Here is a 16,371-nt window from a genome sequence, read left to right as displayed (position 1 = left end):
CGACGATTTTTCGTAAAGGCATCGTAAGGACATGATGATGGATATAGCCGGCAAGGCCAAAGGGATCTGGCATGGCATCGTATGGTATCTGCGCGAGATCAGCGGCGAAGCGAAATACGACCACTACCTGGAGCACTTCGCTCAGGAGCATCCCGACGAGACGCCTATGAGCGAAGTCGAATTCCTACGTGCCAAAGAGGAATACGACAAATACCATCCCAATACCAGCTGTTGTTGCTGAGGGAGGCTATCGCTCGGCGTGTAGCCAGGCGATGGCCAGTTGGGTCCGGTTGGTCAGCGCAAGCTTGTCGAGAATATCGCTGATGCGATTGCGTACCGTACCTTCGCTGAGAAACAGCTGTGCGGCGATCTGCCGATTATCCAACCCCTGCGCGACCAGTCGCGCAACGTCACGCTCACGCTCGCTCAACGTTGCCAAGGCGTTCGCCAACTCGCCATCACCGTAGCCGTTTTCCGTATGGCGGTTTTCCGCATGATCGTTCCGGTTCGATGGGGAACCGGTCAGTTTGCCAAGCACCTCGGCTCCCAGCACAATCTGACCGGCCATTACCGCCTGCACGGCCGGACAGACCGAAGCCACATCCTGCTTGATGAGGTAGCCTCGCGCCCCAAGTGCCATAGCCTGCGATATGTACTGCTGATCGGCGAATGTGGTCAGGAACAGAATGCGTGCGGCCTTGTCGAATTCGAGGATTCTGCGTGCCGCTTCGATGCCGTTCAGACCGGGCATCTGCACATCGACAAGCAGCACGTCGGGGTGCTGTGCCGGCCCCGCCATGTATTGACGGCAGGTCTCCTCACCGTCATTGGCGGTCCATAGCACGTCGGCAGTGCCACTGGCCGTCAGAATCGTCTGCAACGACGAACATACGATCGGATCGTCATCGGCAATCGCGATTTTCATGCGTTCTCCTCCCATCCGTTCACAATCCTAGCGCTGCCGGCCACACGACTGCGCCACTGCGGTCCTAGGCGGTTGTATGCGGGTTACGTAGGCCGACACGGTTATGCGCGTGATGCCGACGGTAGGGTGAAACCGGCTTTGGGAATGGATGCGAACACGCGCCAACCCGACCCGTGCGGTCCAAATGCGCAGGTGCCGTTTAGCGCGTGCACACGATCCTCGATATCGGCAAGTCCCATGCCGCGCTTGTGCTCATAGCTGCGCCGTTCGCCGGGCATACCGGAATCGTTGCCGCCGTCATCCTGCACGACGATCTGCCAGAATGCGGGGAAATCACGCAAAGTCACCTCGGCGTGGGAGGCGTGGCTATGATGCACCGTATTCGCCAGCGCCTCACGGATCAATGCGCAGCAGCATCGCGCTACCGGTGCCGGGGCATTGGCGATGCCGTTCGTCACCTGCACCTTCAATGTGGATGGGCATTGCGTGGCGTCTTCGATCATGGTTACGAAATCGGTGCCGTCGTCGGCAAGGTCATGAACCGATCGGCGCATCATCGACATCGCCTCCTGCAAGGTGATGCCGATGTCGCTCAGCGCTTGGGCCGCATCGGTTTCGCCGCGTGCCTGCGCAACGACCTTGGATGCTTCCGTCTGCATAATGGCGCGGGTAAGCAGGTGCCCCACATTATCGTGGATGTCACGCGCTATGCGGGTGCGCTCGTTCAACGTGGCCATGCGCACGGCAATGCTTCGTTCCTCGGCCGAGCTGGAGAGTCTGGCCGCCAGATCACGTGTCGTTGCACGCCGTTCGTCATACGCATGCCGCCATGCGCCTGCCAGATTCACCAGCCCGCGCCTGCCGGTTCCAAGCATGAAGGTGATGATGCACAGCAACACCAATGCGCAGACCGGAGCCGCAGCATGACTTGGAACCATGGCCGAATTTGCTTGGATCCCAAGCAAAGCTCGTAAGGATAGTCGGATACAGGCTGGAACCCATGACAACGCCGCGCACCATGTGAAGACTCGGTATGGCGGTTTCATTGTGCAGGCGGATGCGGATGGCGGTATATGACGGTCAGATTGGAACGTGCGTGCGGCGGCATATCCGACGGCCGGCAACGCTACGAACAGCGAAGGCACGGCCAATACCGTCAATCCCAGGCAGGCTGAGGGCAGCCATGCCCATTCGTCGCGTGAGAGCAGCAGCCATTGCGTCAGCCCCGCACAGCATATCGCCAGCAGCATGCCGGCCACGGCGATAGGTGGTAATCCGCCGCCAGATACCATCGCCAATGCCACGGACATGGACGTTACCGTCAGCTGTTCCAGAATTTCCTGCACAGGGCCGAGTCTACTTCACCGGTCGGTATGACAAATGTCACTCTAGAGGCCGTATTCGTGACTGCCTTCACCGGTTCCGTACCGCGGTTATCTGCGAGAATGGAATGGAAGAGGAAAGGAGCCTTACATGAGCGATAACAGTGCGGTACGCGTGCAACGGCTGGTCAAACGATATGGCGATATGCTCGCGCTCGACTACTTCGATCTTGACGTGCATCAGGGCGAGATCTTCGGCTTGCTGGGACCCAACGGTTCGGGCAAGACCACTGCGATCAATTGCATCCTTGCCTTGCTTACCTATAGCGAGGGTGCCATTCGCGTATTCGGAGAGGAATTGACTCCCACCAGCTATGATCTGAAACGTCGCATCGGCATCGTTCCACAGAACGTGGCGGTGTTCGACGAACTCACCGTGGAGGAGAATGTCGATTATTTCTGCTCGCTGTATGTGCGTGATCGCAAGCGTCGCATAAAGCTGGTCGGCGAGGCCATCGATTTCGTCGGGCTGGGTGAGTTTCGCAAATTCCGTCCGAAAAAGCTTTCCGGAGGTCTGCTCAGGAGGTTGAACATCGCCTGCGGCATTGCGCATAAACCCGACCTCATCTTCTTCGACGAGCCAACCGTGGCCGTCGACCCGCAAAGCCGCAACGCCATCCTCGAAGGCATTCAGCGGCTGAACGCCGAAGGCGCCACCGTGGTATACACCAGCCATTACATGGAGGAAGTCGAGCAGATCTGCAACCGCGTGCTCATCATGGATCATGGTCGGCATCTCGCCCTCGGCACCTGCGAAGAGCTGAAGAACATGATCGAGCTTGGGGAGCGCATCAGTGTGGAAACACTGGATCTTGGCGAGCAGGGGAGGCGGCCGGATCGGATCGTCAACCGCATCACAGCTCTTGACCACGTTATCGAGGCCAAATACGACGGTCACGAACTGGCGGTGCGGTGTACGCGTGGCGAACACAATCTGATCGACATTCTGGGCATTCTCGAATCGGAGAACGTCTCCATCGGGCATCTCACCTCGCGTCCTCCCACCCTTAACGACGTCTTCCTGGAACTCACCGGAACCGCGCTGCGCGACTGAAAGGCACCGTCATGTGGAACAGTATTCTGGCCTATCTCAAAATGAGCGTGCGATCCAAAGCCGGTTTATTCTGGCTTCTGGCCTTTCCGCTGATTCTTGCAACGCTGTTCAACGCGATGTTCGGCCAGCTCAACGAGACATACCGGCTTGACTCGCTTGACGTGGCCGTGGTGAACGACGACGCGTGGAAGCGGAACCCCTACCTAGATACCTTCATCGACGGTATTGGGGGAATAGACGGCGATGATGCTGATGGCAAACTGATCGTCGCCCATGCCGTCGCCTCCATGGGCGAAGCCGAACGGCTTATGGGCGATTATTCCGTGGTCGCGGCCATCAACGCGACCGATGATGGCGGACTTCGCTTGTCGATCAGCAGCCAGGCGGCGGCCAAGGCCAATGCGGCCACGGGAACCAATTCGCTGCAGATCTCGCTGACCGTGCTGCGCAATCTCATCGCACGGTACAACGCCACCGATACCACCGTTAGGCGGATTGCAGCCGAGAATCCCAGGGTGCTTGGCGATGCTAAGATCCTCGCCGGCCTTGGTGCAGCCGGATCGTACTGTGATGAAATCACCTTGACCCACTTCACACCGGATGCCACGGCGCGCTTCTTCTACGCCTTGTTCGGCATGGTGAGTCTTATGGCCATGTCGTTCGGTATCAACATCATCACCGGTATGCAGGCCAATCTCTCTGCGCTCGGTCTTAGGCAGAGCGTTGCCCCTACGCTCAAATGGAAGCAGACCACGGCGGCGGTGCTTGTCAGCTGGCTATGCACTTTCGCCAGCATGTCCGTTCTCATGTTGTATATCCGCTACGTCTGCGGCGTGGGTATGGGCGGGCGTGAGCCGATGGCCGTGCTTGGCATAGCCGTCGCGGCCTTCATGTCCAGTGGGCTCGGCCTGTTCATCGGGGCGCTGCCCAGGCTTGATGCGAGCGCCAAAACCGGTATCTCCGTGGCATTGGCGTGCTTCCTCTCGCTGTTCGCCGGATTATATGGCACTTTCGCCATGGACTTGTCCGATCTCATCGACAGGCAGGCGCCGGCGCTCAGCATGCTGAATCCCGCCAAGCAGGTGACGAACCTGTTCTACGACCTCATGTATTTCGACGATTACCGTCCGTTCTTCCAGACGGTCGGCACTCTTGCCGCATTCGGATTCGTGTTCCTTGCCGCAGCGGCACTATTGCTCAGGAGGCAACGCTATGACTACCTTTAAGGCCGGTTGGCGCATCATAGCCGCGCACAAACTGTATATGACCTTCTATGTGGTATGGCTGTGCGTGATGATGGTGATGATGAGCTTCGCCGTGGTGTCCGGCAGCGTGCGCGACGATGACAAGACCGTGTTCACCACGGCCAGGGCATCGGTCGCCGTGGTGAACCGCGATGAGAGCGCAGCGGGGCGTGCGCTGGCCGAATCGATGCGTCGGTATTTCGCAGTGTCGAACACGGTTGTTGAACTGAACGACCAACCCATGGTCCTGCAGAATGCCGTAGCCACCGACCATGTTGACCTTATCGCGATTGTGCCCGAGGGCTATGCCTCCGATTTCGGCAAGGATTGCAGGCGCGGTACCGCGGTGCCCAAACTAAGCACGGTAACGAGCTATTCATCCAGTCTGGGGGCCATGTCTCAGATGGAGATCGATGCTTTTCTCGATAACGTGCGCATTTCCGCGGTTGCGTCGTCGCCGCGCAGCGATGACGGCACGGTGGTGGCCGTTGCTGCCGGTCAGGTGGCAAAGGGCAAGCAGACCGCCACGGCATCCGGTAGCCAGAAGACGAGGGTTGTGGGCGTCGGCACGCGGGACGCCGCGTCGGAGGCTACCGGTTTCGCCTTCACCATCAAGATAATCTGCTATGCGGCGTTCATTGCCGTCACGGTGCTGATTTCCGTGGCTGCGTCAGCATTCAGCGAGACGAATCGTCGCCGCAGGTTGGCGGTCTGTGCCACGCCGCAATCCGGAATCGGCCTGCAGCAGGTGCTGGTATGTATCACCTTCTCGGCGGCGGTATGGGCGTTGTACATGATGGTGTCGATTGGTTTGCTGGCATTCTGCGGTGCCGATCTGAATGCCATACCATTGGCCGGCTATGCCATGGCAGGACTTGCGGCGTTTGCGGTGATTCTGACGGCCGCCTGCTTCGGCTATCTGCTATCTGCGGCGGGCTTCAGCGAGATCGCGGTCAACGGCGCTGCGAACGTGGTGGGCCTGATCATCATGTTCACTTCCGGCATGGCGTTCTCCCCGTCGATCATGCCCCGCTCTCTGATTGTGATTGGCAAGCTGCTGCCGGGATGGTGGTATTGCATGTCCGTCGATAATGCGCTCGGCGTCGGCACGGCGCAGCACCCCGATGCGATGGCCTGGGCGCAGGGCGTCGGCCTGGTCATGTTGTTCGGAGTTGCCTTCATCTGCCTTGGGCTGGCCATACGCCGTATACGCATGGTCGACAGGGGATAGCCGATTACAGTGCGGAATATGACAAGAGGCGGCCTTCATCGGAAGGCCGCCTCTCATGTATTAAGGCCGTTATCAGTCTTCGTGCTGTTCGGCCGGAGCGCTCAGGAAGTGCTCTTCGCTGGGCAGCACTGCGTTGAGGATCACTGCGACCACGAAGGCCACGGCGATGCAGTTCGAGGCGAAGATCGACTTGAACAGATCGGGGAAGTTCACGAAGATGTCGCTCACCTGGGTGAAACCGATGCCGATGGTCAGGGACAGCGCCGCGATGGTGATATTGCGCTGGGTGTACCCGGCCTCGGAGATCATCTGGAATCCGGAGAGGATGATGTTGCCGAACATCATGATGGTGCAGCCGCCGAGCACCGCCTGCGGCAGGGAGTTGAACACCTCGGCGATGGCCGGCACGAAGCTGGCGATGATCAGAATCAGACCACCGGAGAGAATCACCTTGCGATTGACCACCTTGGTCATGGCGACCAGGCCGATGTTCTGCGCGAAGCTGGTCAGCGGCAGGCAGCCGAACAGACCGGAGACGGAGGAGATCAGGCCATCGCCGGCGATGGCGCCGGCGGTTTCGCGTTCAGTGGGCAGACGGTTCAAGCCGACCTTGGTCAGCGCGGCGGTATCGCCCAGTACCTCGACCGACGACACCACGTACAGCAATGCCAGGGAGATGATGGAACCCGGGTCGAATACCGGCTTGAACGGCATGAATTGCGGCAGGGAAAAAATGGCCAGATGCTGGAATCCGGAGAAATCGACCTTGCCCATGCAGATGGCGACCACATAGCCGACCACCAGGCCGAAAAGCACGGACAGCTGCTTGGCGGTTCCCTTCATGAGCAGCTGGAATGCGAGGCAGGCGACCAGGGAGATCAGACCGAGCGTCAGATTCTGCCAGGATCCGAAATCCTTGGCGCCGCTGCCGCCGCCGAAGCTCGTGGCGCCGACGGTAAGCAGGGAGAAGCCGATTGATGTGACGACGATTGCGGAAACGATTGGCGGCACAAAACGACGCCAATACTTGGCGGTCAGGCCGAGCACGAGTTCCAGCAGACCGCCGACCATGACGGCTCCGACGACCGCGCCGTACCCCTTGGACGAACAGATCGCGCAGGCTGCGGCCACATAGGTGAAGGAGATGCCGGTGACCATGGGCAGGCGGGATCCGATGCGCCATGCGCCGTACAGCTGCAGGCAGGTGCCCAGGCCGGCGACCAATAGTCCGGCCTGAATCACCGCAGCCGACTGGGTGGAATTCATCTTCGCAGCGGAGGCGACGATGAAAATCGGGGCGAGATTCGCCACGAACATCGCCATCACATGCTGCAGGCCGAACGGAATGCCCTTCCAGAACGACACGGGGGCATCCAGGGAGGTCAACGCCTCCATGGAAATACCGCTTTTCTCTTTCTTCTCAGCCATTGTTTCCTCTCTTTTTTGACTTATGGCTTATGGGAAAACTGTGTTCGCCGCATCACCGGTCTGCACGCCGGCGGCTTTGGCGATGTCGGTACGTCAGTGACGGAATGTGATCTCACCGGTTGCGGGATCCATGGCATCGACGATGGCGAGCGAATCGATGTCGTAGCCTTCGGCACGCAGCGCGTCGCCGCCACCCTGGAATCCCTTCTCCACGGCGATGCCGATGCCGGTCACGCTCGCGCCTGCCTCACGGCACAGGCCGATCAGACCGTGCAGCGCCTTGCCGTTCGCCAGAAAATCATCGATGAGCAGCACGTGCTCGCCGGCGTTCAAATACTTTTTCGACACAATGACGGGGAACTCCTTCTGCTTGGTGAAGGAATAGACGGAGGTGACGTACTGGTCGCCGTCAAGGTTGATGGACTGCGCCTTCTTGGCGAACACCACCGGCACATTGCCGAAATGCTGGGCGGCGACGCAGGCGATGCCGATGCCGGAAGCCTCGATGGTCAGGATCTTGTCGATCTTCTTGCCTGCGAAATGCTCGGCCCATGCCGCTCCCATACGGTCGAACAGGCGCACATCGCATTGGTGGTTAAGAAACGCGTCCACCTTGAGCACGTTGCCTTCCTTGACTGTTCCCTCGCTCTGAATGCGCTCTTCGAGTTCCTGCATTGATGCCTCATTTCTATCCCGGGTAGTGTGTATGCGTCGAAAGACGCCCAGTAGTTGCCACAGCTTACGCTTTTGGAATGACCAATCGCCTCGCCATGACCGTGTGATGTGGTAGTAAGGAATGCGCATAACGACGTAACCGAGTGGGATGGAGAGGAATCGGGAGTGGAACAGGAACCGGAGCTGATCGCACGTACCGCCGACGAACTCGTAGGCGATCTCAACAAGCAACAGTCCGAAGCGGTGCAGTACCGTGGTGCCGCACTGCTGATCGGCGCCGGCGCAGGATCGGGCAAGACGCGTGTGCTTACACGCCGCATCGCTTGGATTCTCAGCCAGTTCGGCGCCTGGCCAAGCCAGATTCTCGCCATCACCTTCACCAATAAGGCCGCCGCCGAGATGCGCGAGCGTCTTACCGCGCTGATCGGTCCGGTTGCGCAGCGCATGTGGGTGTCCACGTTCCATTCCGCCTGCGTGCGCATTCTGCGCCGCGATGGCAAGGCTCTTGGTCTGAAATCCGGTTTCTCCATCTATGATTCCGCCGATTCGGAGCGCTTGGTCAAGATCATCGCCACCGAGTTCAACGTGGATGTCAAGCGGTATACGCCGCGTTCGATCCTCGGACGTATCTCCGACTACAAGAACCAGCTCATCGGGTGGAGGGCGCAGCTGGCCGCGTATGCTCCGGATTTCAAACCGGGAAGCAGAAACTACAGAATCAGCAAGTTCGACAATGTCGAAGAACTGTATGCCATTATCTACGCCGAATACGAGCACCGTCTCGCCATGGCGAACGCCGTCGATTTCGACGATCTGATCGTGCGCACCGTGGAACTGCTGCGGGATCATCCCGATGTCGCGGACTATTACCGTCACAAGTTCCGTTACATTCTGGTCGACGAATATCAGGACACCAATCATGCGCAGTATGTGCTGATCCGTGAGCTGGCGGGCGTGGACGCGGGGGAGACACCGGCGCCTACGGCGACTGCCGCTGGCAGGCAGGGGCCGGCGTGGGTTACCGTGGTGGGTGATTCCGACCAGTCCATCTATGCGTTCCGTGGAGCGGACATCCGCAATATTCAGGATTTCGAAGAGGATTTTCCCAATGCGAAGACGATTCTGCTTGAGCAGAACTATCGATCCACGCAGACCATTCTTGATGCGGCCAATGCGGTGATCTCCCATAATGAGGGCCGTAAACCGAAGAAGCTGTGGACGGCGGTCGGCAAAGGCGAGCCGATCGTCGGCTATGCCGCGGATAACGCGCAGCAGGAGGCGGTGTGGGTGGCTTCCGAAATAGCGCGTCTGCACGCCGAGGACGGCGTTGCCTATTCGGATATGGCCATCATGTATCGCGCCAACGCACAATCCCGTTCCCTGGAAGAGGCGCTGATCAATGCCGGATTGCCTTACCAGCTCATCGGTGGTACCAAATTCTACGAGCGCAAGGAAATCAAGGATGCGCTGGCTTATCTGCAGGCCATTCTCAATCCTGCCGACGATGTGAATCTGCGGCGTATCCTCAATGTGCCCAAGCGTGGTCTCGGCGCACGCGCCGAAAGCATCGTGTTGGAATACGCCCGCGAACGTGGCACCAGCTTCTTCGATGCGCTGATGCATATGGAACAGATCGAGGACATGCCTACCCGGACAGCCAAGGGGTTGAAGGCGTTCCGTGATCTTATGGCGTCGATGTCGGCCTTTGCGAGAGCTAACATCAATAAGCCAAGCGACATCGTGGCCGAGGTGTTGGCGAAATCCGGTCTGCTTGAGGAACTGCAGAAGTCGGTCGACCCCCAGGACCAGTCCCGGGTGGAGAACCTTTCCCAGCTGCAGTCCACCGCAGCTGAATACGAACAGAACACGCCTGACGCCACGCTCGGCGGTTTCCTTGAAACCACAGCGCTGGTGGCGGATTCGGACCAGCTGCCCAACGGCAACGAGGACTCCGGCAAGGTGACGATGATGACTCTGCATACGGCCAAGGGCCTGGAATATCCCGTAGTGTTCCTGACCGGCCTTGAACAGGGCACATTCCCGCATTCCCGTTCGTTGGAAGACACTGCGGAACTGTCCGAGGAACGCCGACTCGCATACGTCGGCATTACGCGTGCCAAGCGCCGATTGTATATCACGCGCGCCGCGGTCAGGGCGCAATGGGGACAGGCTAACGAAATGTTGCCCAGCCAGTTCCTTGAGGAGATCCCTGACGAGCTGATCGATTGGAAGCGCCGCGAAACCGGTTCGGAACGCATGCGTACCGGCTGGGGCGATGGCGACGAATTCGGCGGCTGGGACGACGAAGACGATTTTTCCTCCGGTCCGACTTTCGGCACGGCATCGTATGGTTCGTATGGCTCATCCCATGGGTCTGCGTATGGTTCCGGTTCCACGGGGCGTTGGGGTTCCGCGGCACATCGCTCCAATGGTTCGCGTTCGGGCTCCACGTACGGTTCCGGACGTTCCTCCGGAACATATGGTTCGTCGTCTCGTTACGGGTCGCATTCGTCCGGTACGCGCGGCGGTAGGATCAGCACGCGACATGTCACGCCGAAGAGCGGCGGCACAAGTATGCCGGTCTCGTCGCTGCAGAAGGACAATGGGCTGAATATCGGTGATTTCTCCATTGGCGACTATGTCACCCACGACCAATACGGATTGGGCAAGGTTGTGGATTTGCAAGACAAGGGGCGTAATTCCGTGATCACGATCGATTTCGGTTCCGATGGCGTCAAACGTCTCATGCTGCGTGTCGCACCGATTGAAAAGCTGTAAGCCGCGATTCGCATCGTCGTAACGCGCGGATTCCAAGGACGGTTCGTCATGTGGCCGCCCTTGGCGATGCCGGTTCCCGCCTGTCTGTTCTGCTATGCGTCCCGCATTGTCGGACTATGAAGACTAGGATCATGTCGAATCGTTTTACGTAGGGGAAAGAGGGATGGGCTCCCATGTATGTAGACCCGAAGCGAAATGCCGATGCAGGCAATCTGCGATGGATACTGCCGTATTGCAGGCCGGACCTTCCCCGTGTCGTCGGTGCGATAGTGATGTTCTGCATCAACAACACCATGGCGCTTGTCATTCCGCTGCTGTCCGGGGCCATCGTCGACCGCGTGATCATGCAGGGGCATGCGAACGAACTGACCAGACTCTGCATGATGATGATCGTTTTTACCATCGTGCGTGTGGGCTCCCGATACGGCTGCCAGATGTGGATGGAACGGTTCGGGCAGAATTCCATCTACCGTTTGGTGTGCGACGAATACGAGAAGTTGCATGAGCTCGACTTCACCTATTTCAATCACACGCGCACCGGCGACATAATGAGTCGTATGACCTCGGACACCGATGCCATCCGTCATGCACTGAGCTGGGTGAGTCTTCAGGCGACCGATTGCGTGGTCATGTTCGTGGGTGCGCTTGCCATGATGGTTACCATCGACTGGCGTCTGGCTCTCGCCCTGGCCTGTGTCACGCCGTTCATCTTTCTGCTTACCCGCGGGCTTTCGGTGCATGGGCGCCCGTTGTTCTTCGCCATCCGCAACTCTCTCGCTTCGATGAATTCGATGGTCGAGGAGAACATCGAAGGCAACCGCGTCGTCAAGGCATTCGTACGCGAGGAATACGAGACCGGAAAATTCGACGAGCACAATGACGACTACATGCGTCGGAACATGGATCAGGCGTACAACAGCCGTAAATACATGCCGTGGCTTGACGGACTGGGATTCTCCCTGCAGCTCATCACCCTTGGTCTGGGCGGCTTCCTTGTCATCAACGGTCATATGACCCTTGGCAATCTGGTCACGTTCAACTCGTATCTGTGGATGATCGACAGTCCGGTGCGCCAATCCGGCTGGCTGACCAATGACTGGCAGCGTTTCAACGCATCCTGCATCAAGATACGCAAACTGCTTACCACGCAATCGCGCATTCAGGAACGTCCCGGCGGCGGGGCACAAGCCGAACACGGGGATTGCCCCGTTGTGCAAGCGTCTGGTACGTGTACCGTTGCGGAGGGGCGTATCAAAGGCGCCATCGATTTCGAGCATGTCGATTTTGCCTTCCCCGACGATCCGGGCACGCCGGTTCTCGAAGATATCGACTTTCATATTCCGGCTGGTGCCAAGCTTGGCATTCTGGGGGAGACGGGCTCAGGCAAATCAACGCTGGTCAACCTCATCTGCCGTTTTTACGACCCCACAGCCGGTCGCGTGCGTATCGACGGCATCGACGCGCACGACTGGCCTCTTTCCACGCTACGATCGCAGGTCTGCATCGTCGCGCAGGACACGTTCCTGTTCTCCGATACCATCGGCAGCAATATCGGCTTCGGAGCGGATATCCAGCGTGAACACGATGAACGGTATATTCGTCGCATGGCCACCATCGCCGGTGCCGACGGATTCATCCGTACCCTGCCGGAAGGCTATGACACCATCGTCGGCGAACGTGGTGTCGGCCTGTCAGGCGGGCAGAAGCAGCGTCTGAGTCTGGCGCGCGCCCTAGCCGATGATCCGTCGATCCTCATCATGGACGACACCACCAGCGCGGTGGACATGCAGACCGAAGCGGAGATCCAGCGCCATCTGCGTGAGCTGGATGGCAGCAAAACCATCGTCACCATTGCGCATCGCATTTCCTCGATCAAGGATTCCGATCTGATCGTGGTGCTTGAACATGGCCGTATCGTCGAACGCGGGTCGCATGATGAGCTGGTCGCGGCTCATGGGCGCTACTGGGAGATCTACCGTAAGCAGTTGGGATTGGGTACCGGCGCACTCCAGGGGTTTGAGGAATAGAGGATTATCATGGCGCAACGCAACACCTACCGTGACGACGAGGAGCTTGATGAGAGAATCAACCTTCACGATATCCTGCGCATCGGCGTCTATCTGAAGCCATATCTAGCCAGAATCGTCCGTATTCTGTGTGTCATCGTGATGATGAGCTGCATCGCCGTGGCGGTGCCGTATCTGACCAAAATCGTGGTCGACGAGGTGATACCGCATAAGGATCTGCGGACGTTGAGCCTGCTTGTCGTGGCGATGGGCGTGCTGATCGTCATCTACGAGTTCGGCCTGCGCTACCGTACCGTGGAGATCACGCGCGTCGGCCAGCTTATGCTCAAAGACATGCGCCGCGACCTGTTCACGCATATCCAGACCCTGCCGTTCAGCTACTTCGATTCGCGACCGCACGGCAAGATCCTCATCCGTGTGGTCAACTATGTGAACACCTTGTCGGATACGCTGAGCTCTGGCCTGATCAATGTGATTTCCGACGTGTTCACCTTCCTCATCACGATGGTGGTGATGTTCGTGGTCGATTGGCGGCTTGCCCTGTTCAGCCTCGCGCTGTTCCCGCTGCTGATTGTCTGGGTGCTGGTACTGCAGCATTTCCAACGTCGCGCCTATCAGGCGCTGTCCAATAAGCAGAGCAATCTCAATGCGTATATCCATGAGTCGATCGCCGGTGTGAAGACCACGCAGGCCTTCGCGAGGGAGGCCGAACAGTTCAGGACCTTCCAGGAGCAGCAGAACGAAGTGCGGTCGGCCTGGATGAGGGCTGTGCATGTCCAGACGCTGATGTGGCCGGGCATCCAGACCATTTCCGTAATGACCATCGCGCTGATCTACTATGTGGGCGTCACCGGGTTCGGCGCGGTGAATGTGACCACCGGCGTGCTTATCGCCTTTGTCGGCTACGCGAACAATTTCTGGAATCCGGTGATCAGCATCGGCAATTTCTACAACCAGCTCATCACATGCTCCGCGTATCTTGAACGTATTTTCGAGACTCTTGACGTCGAACCGGCGATCAGAAACGCGCCGGGCGCCATCGACCTTCCGCAGATCGAGGGGCGTGTCGATTTCAACGATGTCGTATTCCGCTACGAGCCCGATGGTCGGAACATTCTGAATGCGGTCGATCTGCATGTCGATCCAGGCAAGACGATTGCGTTGGTCGGCCCGACCGGAGCCGGGAAAACCACGATCATCAATCTGCTGTCGCGTTTCTATGATGTGGCTGAGGGGTCCGTCGCCATCGACGGCCATGACGTGCGTGATGTGACGCTTGAAAGCCTGCGCCGTCAGATGGGCGTCATGCTGCAGGACACGTTCATCTTCTCCGGCACCGTGCGCGAGAACATCCGCTACGGTAGGCTCGACGCCACCGACGAGGAGATCATGGCGGCGGCACGGGCGGTGCACGCGCATGAGTTCATCATAGATCTGCCGGACGGCTACGATACGGTGGTCCAGGAGCGGGGTTCCACGCTATCCGCCGGGCAGCGGCAGCTGATCGCCTTCGCGCGAGTGCTGCTTGCCGATCCGCGCATTCTGATTCTCGACGAAGCCACGTCGAATATCGACACGCGTACCGAAGAGGCGTTGCAGGCCGGTCTGAACCATCTGCTCAAGGGACGCACGAGTTTCATCATCGCGCATCGTCTATCCACCATCGAGAATGCGGACGAAATCTGCTATATCGACCATGGGCGCATCGTCGAGCAGGGTAGTCACGCCGAGCTGTTGGCCAGGAAAGGCGCGTACTGGCGGCTGTACGAATCGCAGTATGCCATGATCAAAGCCGAGTAGCCGGTCTCGGGGCGTGATTGTCGCATTATCAAATACATACCTTGGGAACGCATATCCTGGATGGCCGAGGAACGCGAGCGGCCCGCGTGGGCTACGCGATATCGTAGACATCGGTAAAAGTCAAGTCTTGTTTTTCGTGAATATGCCGCTCATAATGGGGCGGTACTGCAGATAACCCGCCCAAGCGGCGGGTCGATCAGAGAGAGTCTCATGAAGAATACGATATTTGCATCCCTTCCATCGGTTGCGCTTGGCGTCATAATTGCCATTGCCCCGCAGACCTTCGCCCACGCATGCACCGGTCATAGTATGCTCGGCGCATGTCACTATTCCCAGCAAGCCGCCACCGGTATCGGCATCGTCATCGCGCTGCTCGGCATTATCTCGTTTTTTGTGTCCCGGCCGGTGCGTGTCGGCATTAACATCGCCGTTGCGTTGGACGCCTTGCTGCTGCTTGCTGTGCCGTATGCGCTGATTGGCATCTGCAAGGGGCAGATGATGCACTGCCGTATGGTCATGCTTCCCACGCTCACCGTGCTAGGCGTGCTCGCTCTCGTGTGCGCGGTCACCGCCGTGTGGATCGAATCGCGCTCGAAGACGGCATGATTATGGAATCTCATATCACGCTTCGCTCCCTGCCGGGGGAGAACCTCAGAAGAAAACCATTGCGTACTGCTGCGCTGGGCATTGTGGTAATGCTCCTTAGTCTGGCGTTGTTCGCTGGTTCGCTGCTGAGTCTTAATCTCGATAACGGTATGCGTAGCATGGAACGCCGCCTCGGTGCCGATCTTATGGTGGTGCCGCAGAACAGCGCCCAACAGGCCGAGGCGTTGCTGACCAGTGGCTCGCCGGGCACGTTCTATTTCACTCGTGACGTTGCCTCCGCAATCGCCAAGGCCGACGGTGTCGCACAATCCACCGAGCAGGTGTATATCTCGTCTTTGGCGGCGTCGTGCTGCTCATCGAAGCTGCAGATCATCGGCTATGATCCCGGCACCGATTTCGTTATCCAACCGTGGTTGTCCTCCCAATTTGACGGCAATGTGAAGAACGGCCAGATCGTAGCGGGCGCCGGTGTGAATGTATCCGCGGACGGCACCATCGAATTGTATGGACGCTCCTGGCCCGTGGTTGCCCAGCTTGCCAGCACCGGAACCAGCCTCGACAATTCCGTGTTCATCAACCGGGCCACCGTGCCGCAGATGGTTGAAGCTTCGGCGCAGGTGTCGCACCGCGTTATGCCGGCCGAGTATGCGAACAAGGCCGTTTCCGCGGTGCTGATCAAGGTCGCGGACGGCTATGATCCGCATATTGTGGCCAAGTCGATCACCAAGCTTGATCCCTCATATGGCAAGCTTGGTTTCGTCTATCCTGGGGGCATCACCGCTTCCACCAAGGCGTCGCTTGGCTCGCTGGTGGGGTATACCGCGGTATTCATCGCCGTATTGTGGGCTATGGGCGTCATTGTGCTGCTTGCGGTGTTCATCGCATCGGTGAATGAGAGGAAACGTGAATTCGCATCGTTGCGCATCATGGGCGCGACCCGGCGCATGTTGCGCGGGGTGATCGTTAGGGAGGCGGTTATCATCTCGCTTGCGGGGAGCGTCGTCGGCGTGGCATTGGCCTCCTTGATCGTATTCCCCTTCAGCTCCTTGATAGGCAGGCAGTTGCAGCTGCCCTATCTACAGACATCCCCTTTGAACGTCATCGGTTTGGTTGTGGTTTCGATTGCCTGCTCGGTAATCGTCTGTGTGGCTGCGTCCATGATGGTCATGCGCAAGCTTGCCAGGCCTGAGGCGTATTTGACTCTTCGAGAAGGGCAGTGAT

The 16,371-nt window shown here is 58.7% G+C and carries 13 protein-coding genes; 9 read left to right on the top strand and 4 right to left on the bottom strand.

Annotated elements, in window-relative coordinates; all coding sequences use genetic code 11:
• Positions 1-31: 31 nt before the first annotated feature.
• Positions 32-241 (top strand): YbdD/YjiX family protein, encoded by a 210-nt coding sequence (locus BBAG_RS04550; RefSeq protein WP_003826520.1) that lies wholly within the window; start codon positions 32-34, stop codon positions 239-241.
• Between the two features lie 6 nt (positions 242-247).
• On the opposite strand, the gene BBAG_RS04545 is transcribed toward BBAG_RS04550, so the two are convergent.
• Complete coding sequence (locus BBAG_RS04545) at positions 248-925, bottom strand: response regulator transcription factor (protein WP_003826518.1); 678 nt, start codon at positions 923-925, stop codon at positions 248-250.
• Positions 926-1,026: 101 nt separating this feature from the next.
• Positions 1,027-2,271 (bottom strand): sensor histidine kinase, encoded by a 1,245-nt coding sequence (locus tag BBAG_RS04540; protein WP_081930106.1) that lies wholly within the window; start codon positions 2,269-2,271, stop codon positions 1,027-1,029.
• Between the two features lie 127 nt (positions 2,272-2,398).
• Between BBAG_RS04540 and BBAG_RS04535 the strand changes: the two genes are divergently transcribed.
• Genes BBAG_RS04535 through BBAG_RS04525 form a run of 3 tightly spaced genes read left to right on the top strand, consistent with a single transcriptional unit; the run spans position 2,399 to position 5,836 of the window.
• Positions 2,399-3,361, top strand: a complete 963-nt coding sequence (locus BBAG_RS04535) for an ABC transporter ATP-binding protein (protein WP_003826512.1) — start codon at positions 2,399-2,401, stop codon at positions 3,359-3,361.
• An 11-nt stretch (positions 3,362-3,372) separates the two neighbouring features.
• On the top strand, positions 3,373-4,587 hold the full coding sequence (locus BBAG_RS04530; RefSeq protein WP_003826509.1) for an ABC transporter permease: 1,215 nt from the start codon (positions 3,373-3,375) through the stop codon (positions 4,585-4,587).
• Positions 4,574-5,836, top strand: coding sequence for an ABC transporter permease (locus tag BBAG_RS04525; protein ID WP_003826507.1), 1,263 nt, complete (start codon positions 4,574-4,576; stop codon positions 5,834-5,836). Before BBAG_RS04530 ends, BBAG_RS04525 begins: the two co-directional genes overlap by 14 nt.
• A gap of 72 nt (positions 5,837-5,908) precedes the next feature.
• Here the strand turns inward: BBAG_RS04525 and BBAG_RS04520 are convergent, their stop codons facing one another.
• Together BBAG_RS04520 and BBAG_RS04515 are read right to left on the bottom strand one after the other, a co-directional pair.
• A complete protein-coding gene (locus tag BBAG_RS04520) occupies positions 5,909-7,264 on the bottom strand; it encodes a nucleobase:cation symporter-2 family protein (RefSeq protein WP_003826504.1) in 1,356 nt (451 codons plus the stop codon).
• Positions 7,265-7,357: 93 nt separating this feature from the next.
• A complete protein-coding gene (locus BBAG_RS04515) occupies positions 7,358-7,939 on the bottom strand; it encodes a xanthine phosphoribosyltransferase (RefSeq protein ID WP_003826502.1) in 582 nt (193 codons plus the stop codon).
• A gap of 165 nt (positions 7,940-8,104) precedes the next feature.
• Here BBAG_RS04515 and BBAG_RS04510 point away from each other — a divergent pair, with 165 nt between their 5' ends.
• From BBAG_RS04510 to BBAG_RS04490, 5 genes are all read left to right on the top strand, one after another.
• Positions 8,105-10,717, top strand: a complete 2,613-nt coding sequence (locus tag BBAG_RS04510; protein WP_033508120.1) for a UvrD-helicase domain-containing protein — start codon at positions 8,105-8,107, stop codon at positions 10,715-10,717.
• A gap of 173 nt (positions 10,718-10,890) precedes the next feature.
• The gene (locus BBAG_RS04505) at positions 10,891-12,744 is read left to right on the top strand and encodes an ABC transporter ATP-binding protein (protein WP_003826499.1); all 1,854 of its coding nucleotides are present in this window, start codon (positions 10,891-10,893) and stop codon (positions 12,742-12,744) included.
• 9 nt (positions 12,745-12,753) lie between these two features.
• Positions 12,754-14,544 (top strand): ABC transporter ATP-binding protein, encoded by a 1,791-nt coding sequence (locus BBAG_RS04500; protein WP_003826498.1) that lies wholly within the window; start codon positions 12,754-12,756, stop codon positions 14,542-14,544.
• Positions 14,545-14,754: 210 nt separating this feature from the next.
• Positions 14,755-15,150, top strand: coding sequence for a DUF4418 family protein (locus BBAG_RS04495; protein ID WP_003826497.1), 396 nt, complete (start codon positions 14,755-14,757; stop codon positions 15,148-15,150).
• A 2-nt stretch (positions 15,151-15,152) separates the two neighbouring features.
• The gene (locus BBAG_RS04490) at positions 15,153-16,370 is read left to right on the top strand and encodes an ABC transporter permease (protein WP_033508122.1); all 1,218 of its coding nucleotides are present in this window, start codon (positions 15,153-15,155) and stop codon (positions 16,368-16,370) included.
• Position 16,371: the final 1 nt, after the last annotated feature.

Source organism: Bifidobacterium angulatum DSM 20098 = JCM 7096, from assembly GCF_001025155.1.
GTDB classification, from domain to species: Bacteria; Actinomycetota; Actinomycetes; order Actinomycetales; family Bifidobacteriaceae; genus Bifidobacterium; species Bifidobacterium angulatum.
This window is presented reverse-complemented; position numbering and strand designations above follow the sequence as displayed.

Excerpts from the sequence above, each read along its gene's own strand:
- BBAG_RS04550 (WP_003826520.1), top strand. The coding sequence starts at position 32 with ATGATGATGGATATAGCCGGCAAGGCCAAAGGGATCTGGCATGGCATC.
- BBAG_RS04545 (WP_003826518.1), bottom strand. The coding sequence starts at position 925 with ATGAAAATCGCGATTGCCGATGACGATCCGATCGTATGTTCGTCGTTG.
- BBAG_RS04535 (WP_003826512.1), top strand. The coding sequence starts at position 2,399 with ATGAGCGATAACAGTGCGGTACGCGTGCAACGGCTGGTCAAACGATAT.
- BBAG_RS04530 (WP_003826509.1), top strand. The coding sequence starts at position 3,373 with ATGTGGAACAGTATTCTGGCCTATCTCAAAATGAGCGTGCGATCCAAA.
- BBAG_RS04525 (WP_003826507.1), top strand. The coding sequence starts at position 4,574 with ATGACTACCTTTAAGGCCGGTTGGCGCATCATAGCCGCGCACAAACTG.
- BBAG_RS04520 (WP_003826504.1), bottom strand. The coding sequence starts at position 7,264 with ATGGCTGAGAAGAAAGAGAAAAGCGGTATTTCCATGGAGGCGTTGACC.
- BBAG_RS04515 (WP_003826502.1), bottom strand. The coding sequence starts at position 7,939 with ATGCAGGAACTCGAAGAGCGCATTCAGAGCGAGGGAACAGTCAAGGAA.
- BBAG_RS04505 (WP_003826499.1), top strand. The coding sequence starts at position 10,891 with ATGTATGTAGACCCGAAGCGAAATGCCGATGCAGGCAATCTGCGATGG.
- BBAG_RS04500 (WP_003826498.1), top strand. The coding sequence starts at position 12,754 with ATGGCGCAACGCAACACCTACCGTGACGACGAGGAGCTTGATGAGAGA.
- BBAG_RS04495 (WP_003826497.1), top strand. The coding sequence starts at position 14,755 with ATGAAGAATACGATATTTGCATCCCTTCCATCGGTTGCGCTTGGCGTC.
- BBAG_RS04490 (WP_033508122.1), top strand. The coding sequence starts at position 15,153 with ATGGAATCTCATATCACGCTTCGCTCCCTGCCGGGGGAGAACCTCAGA.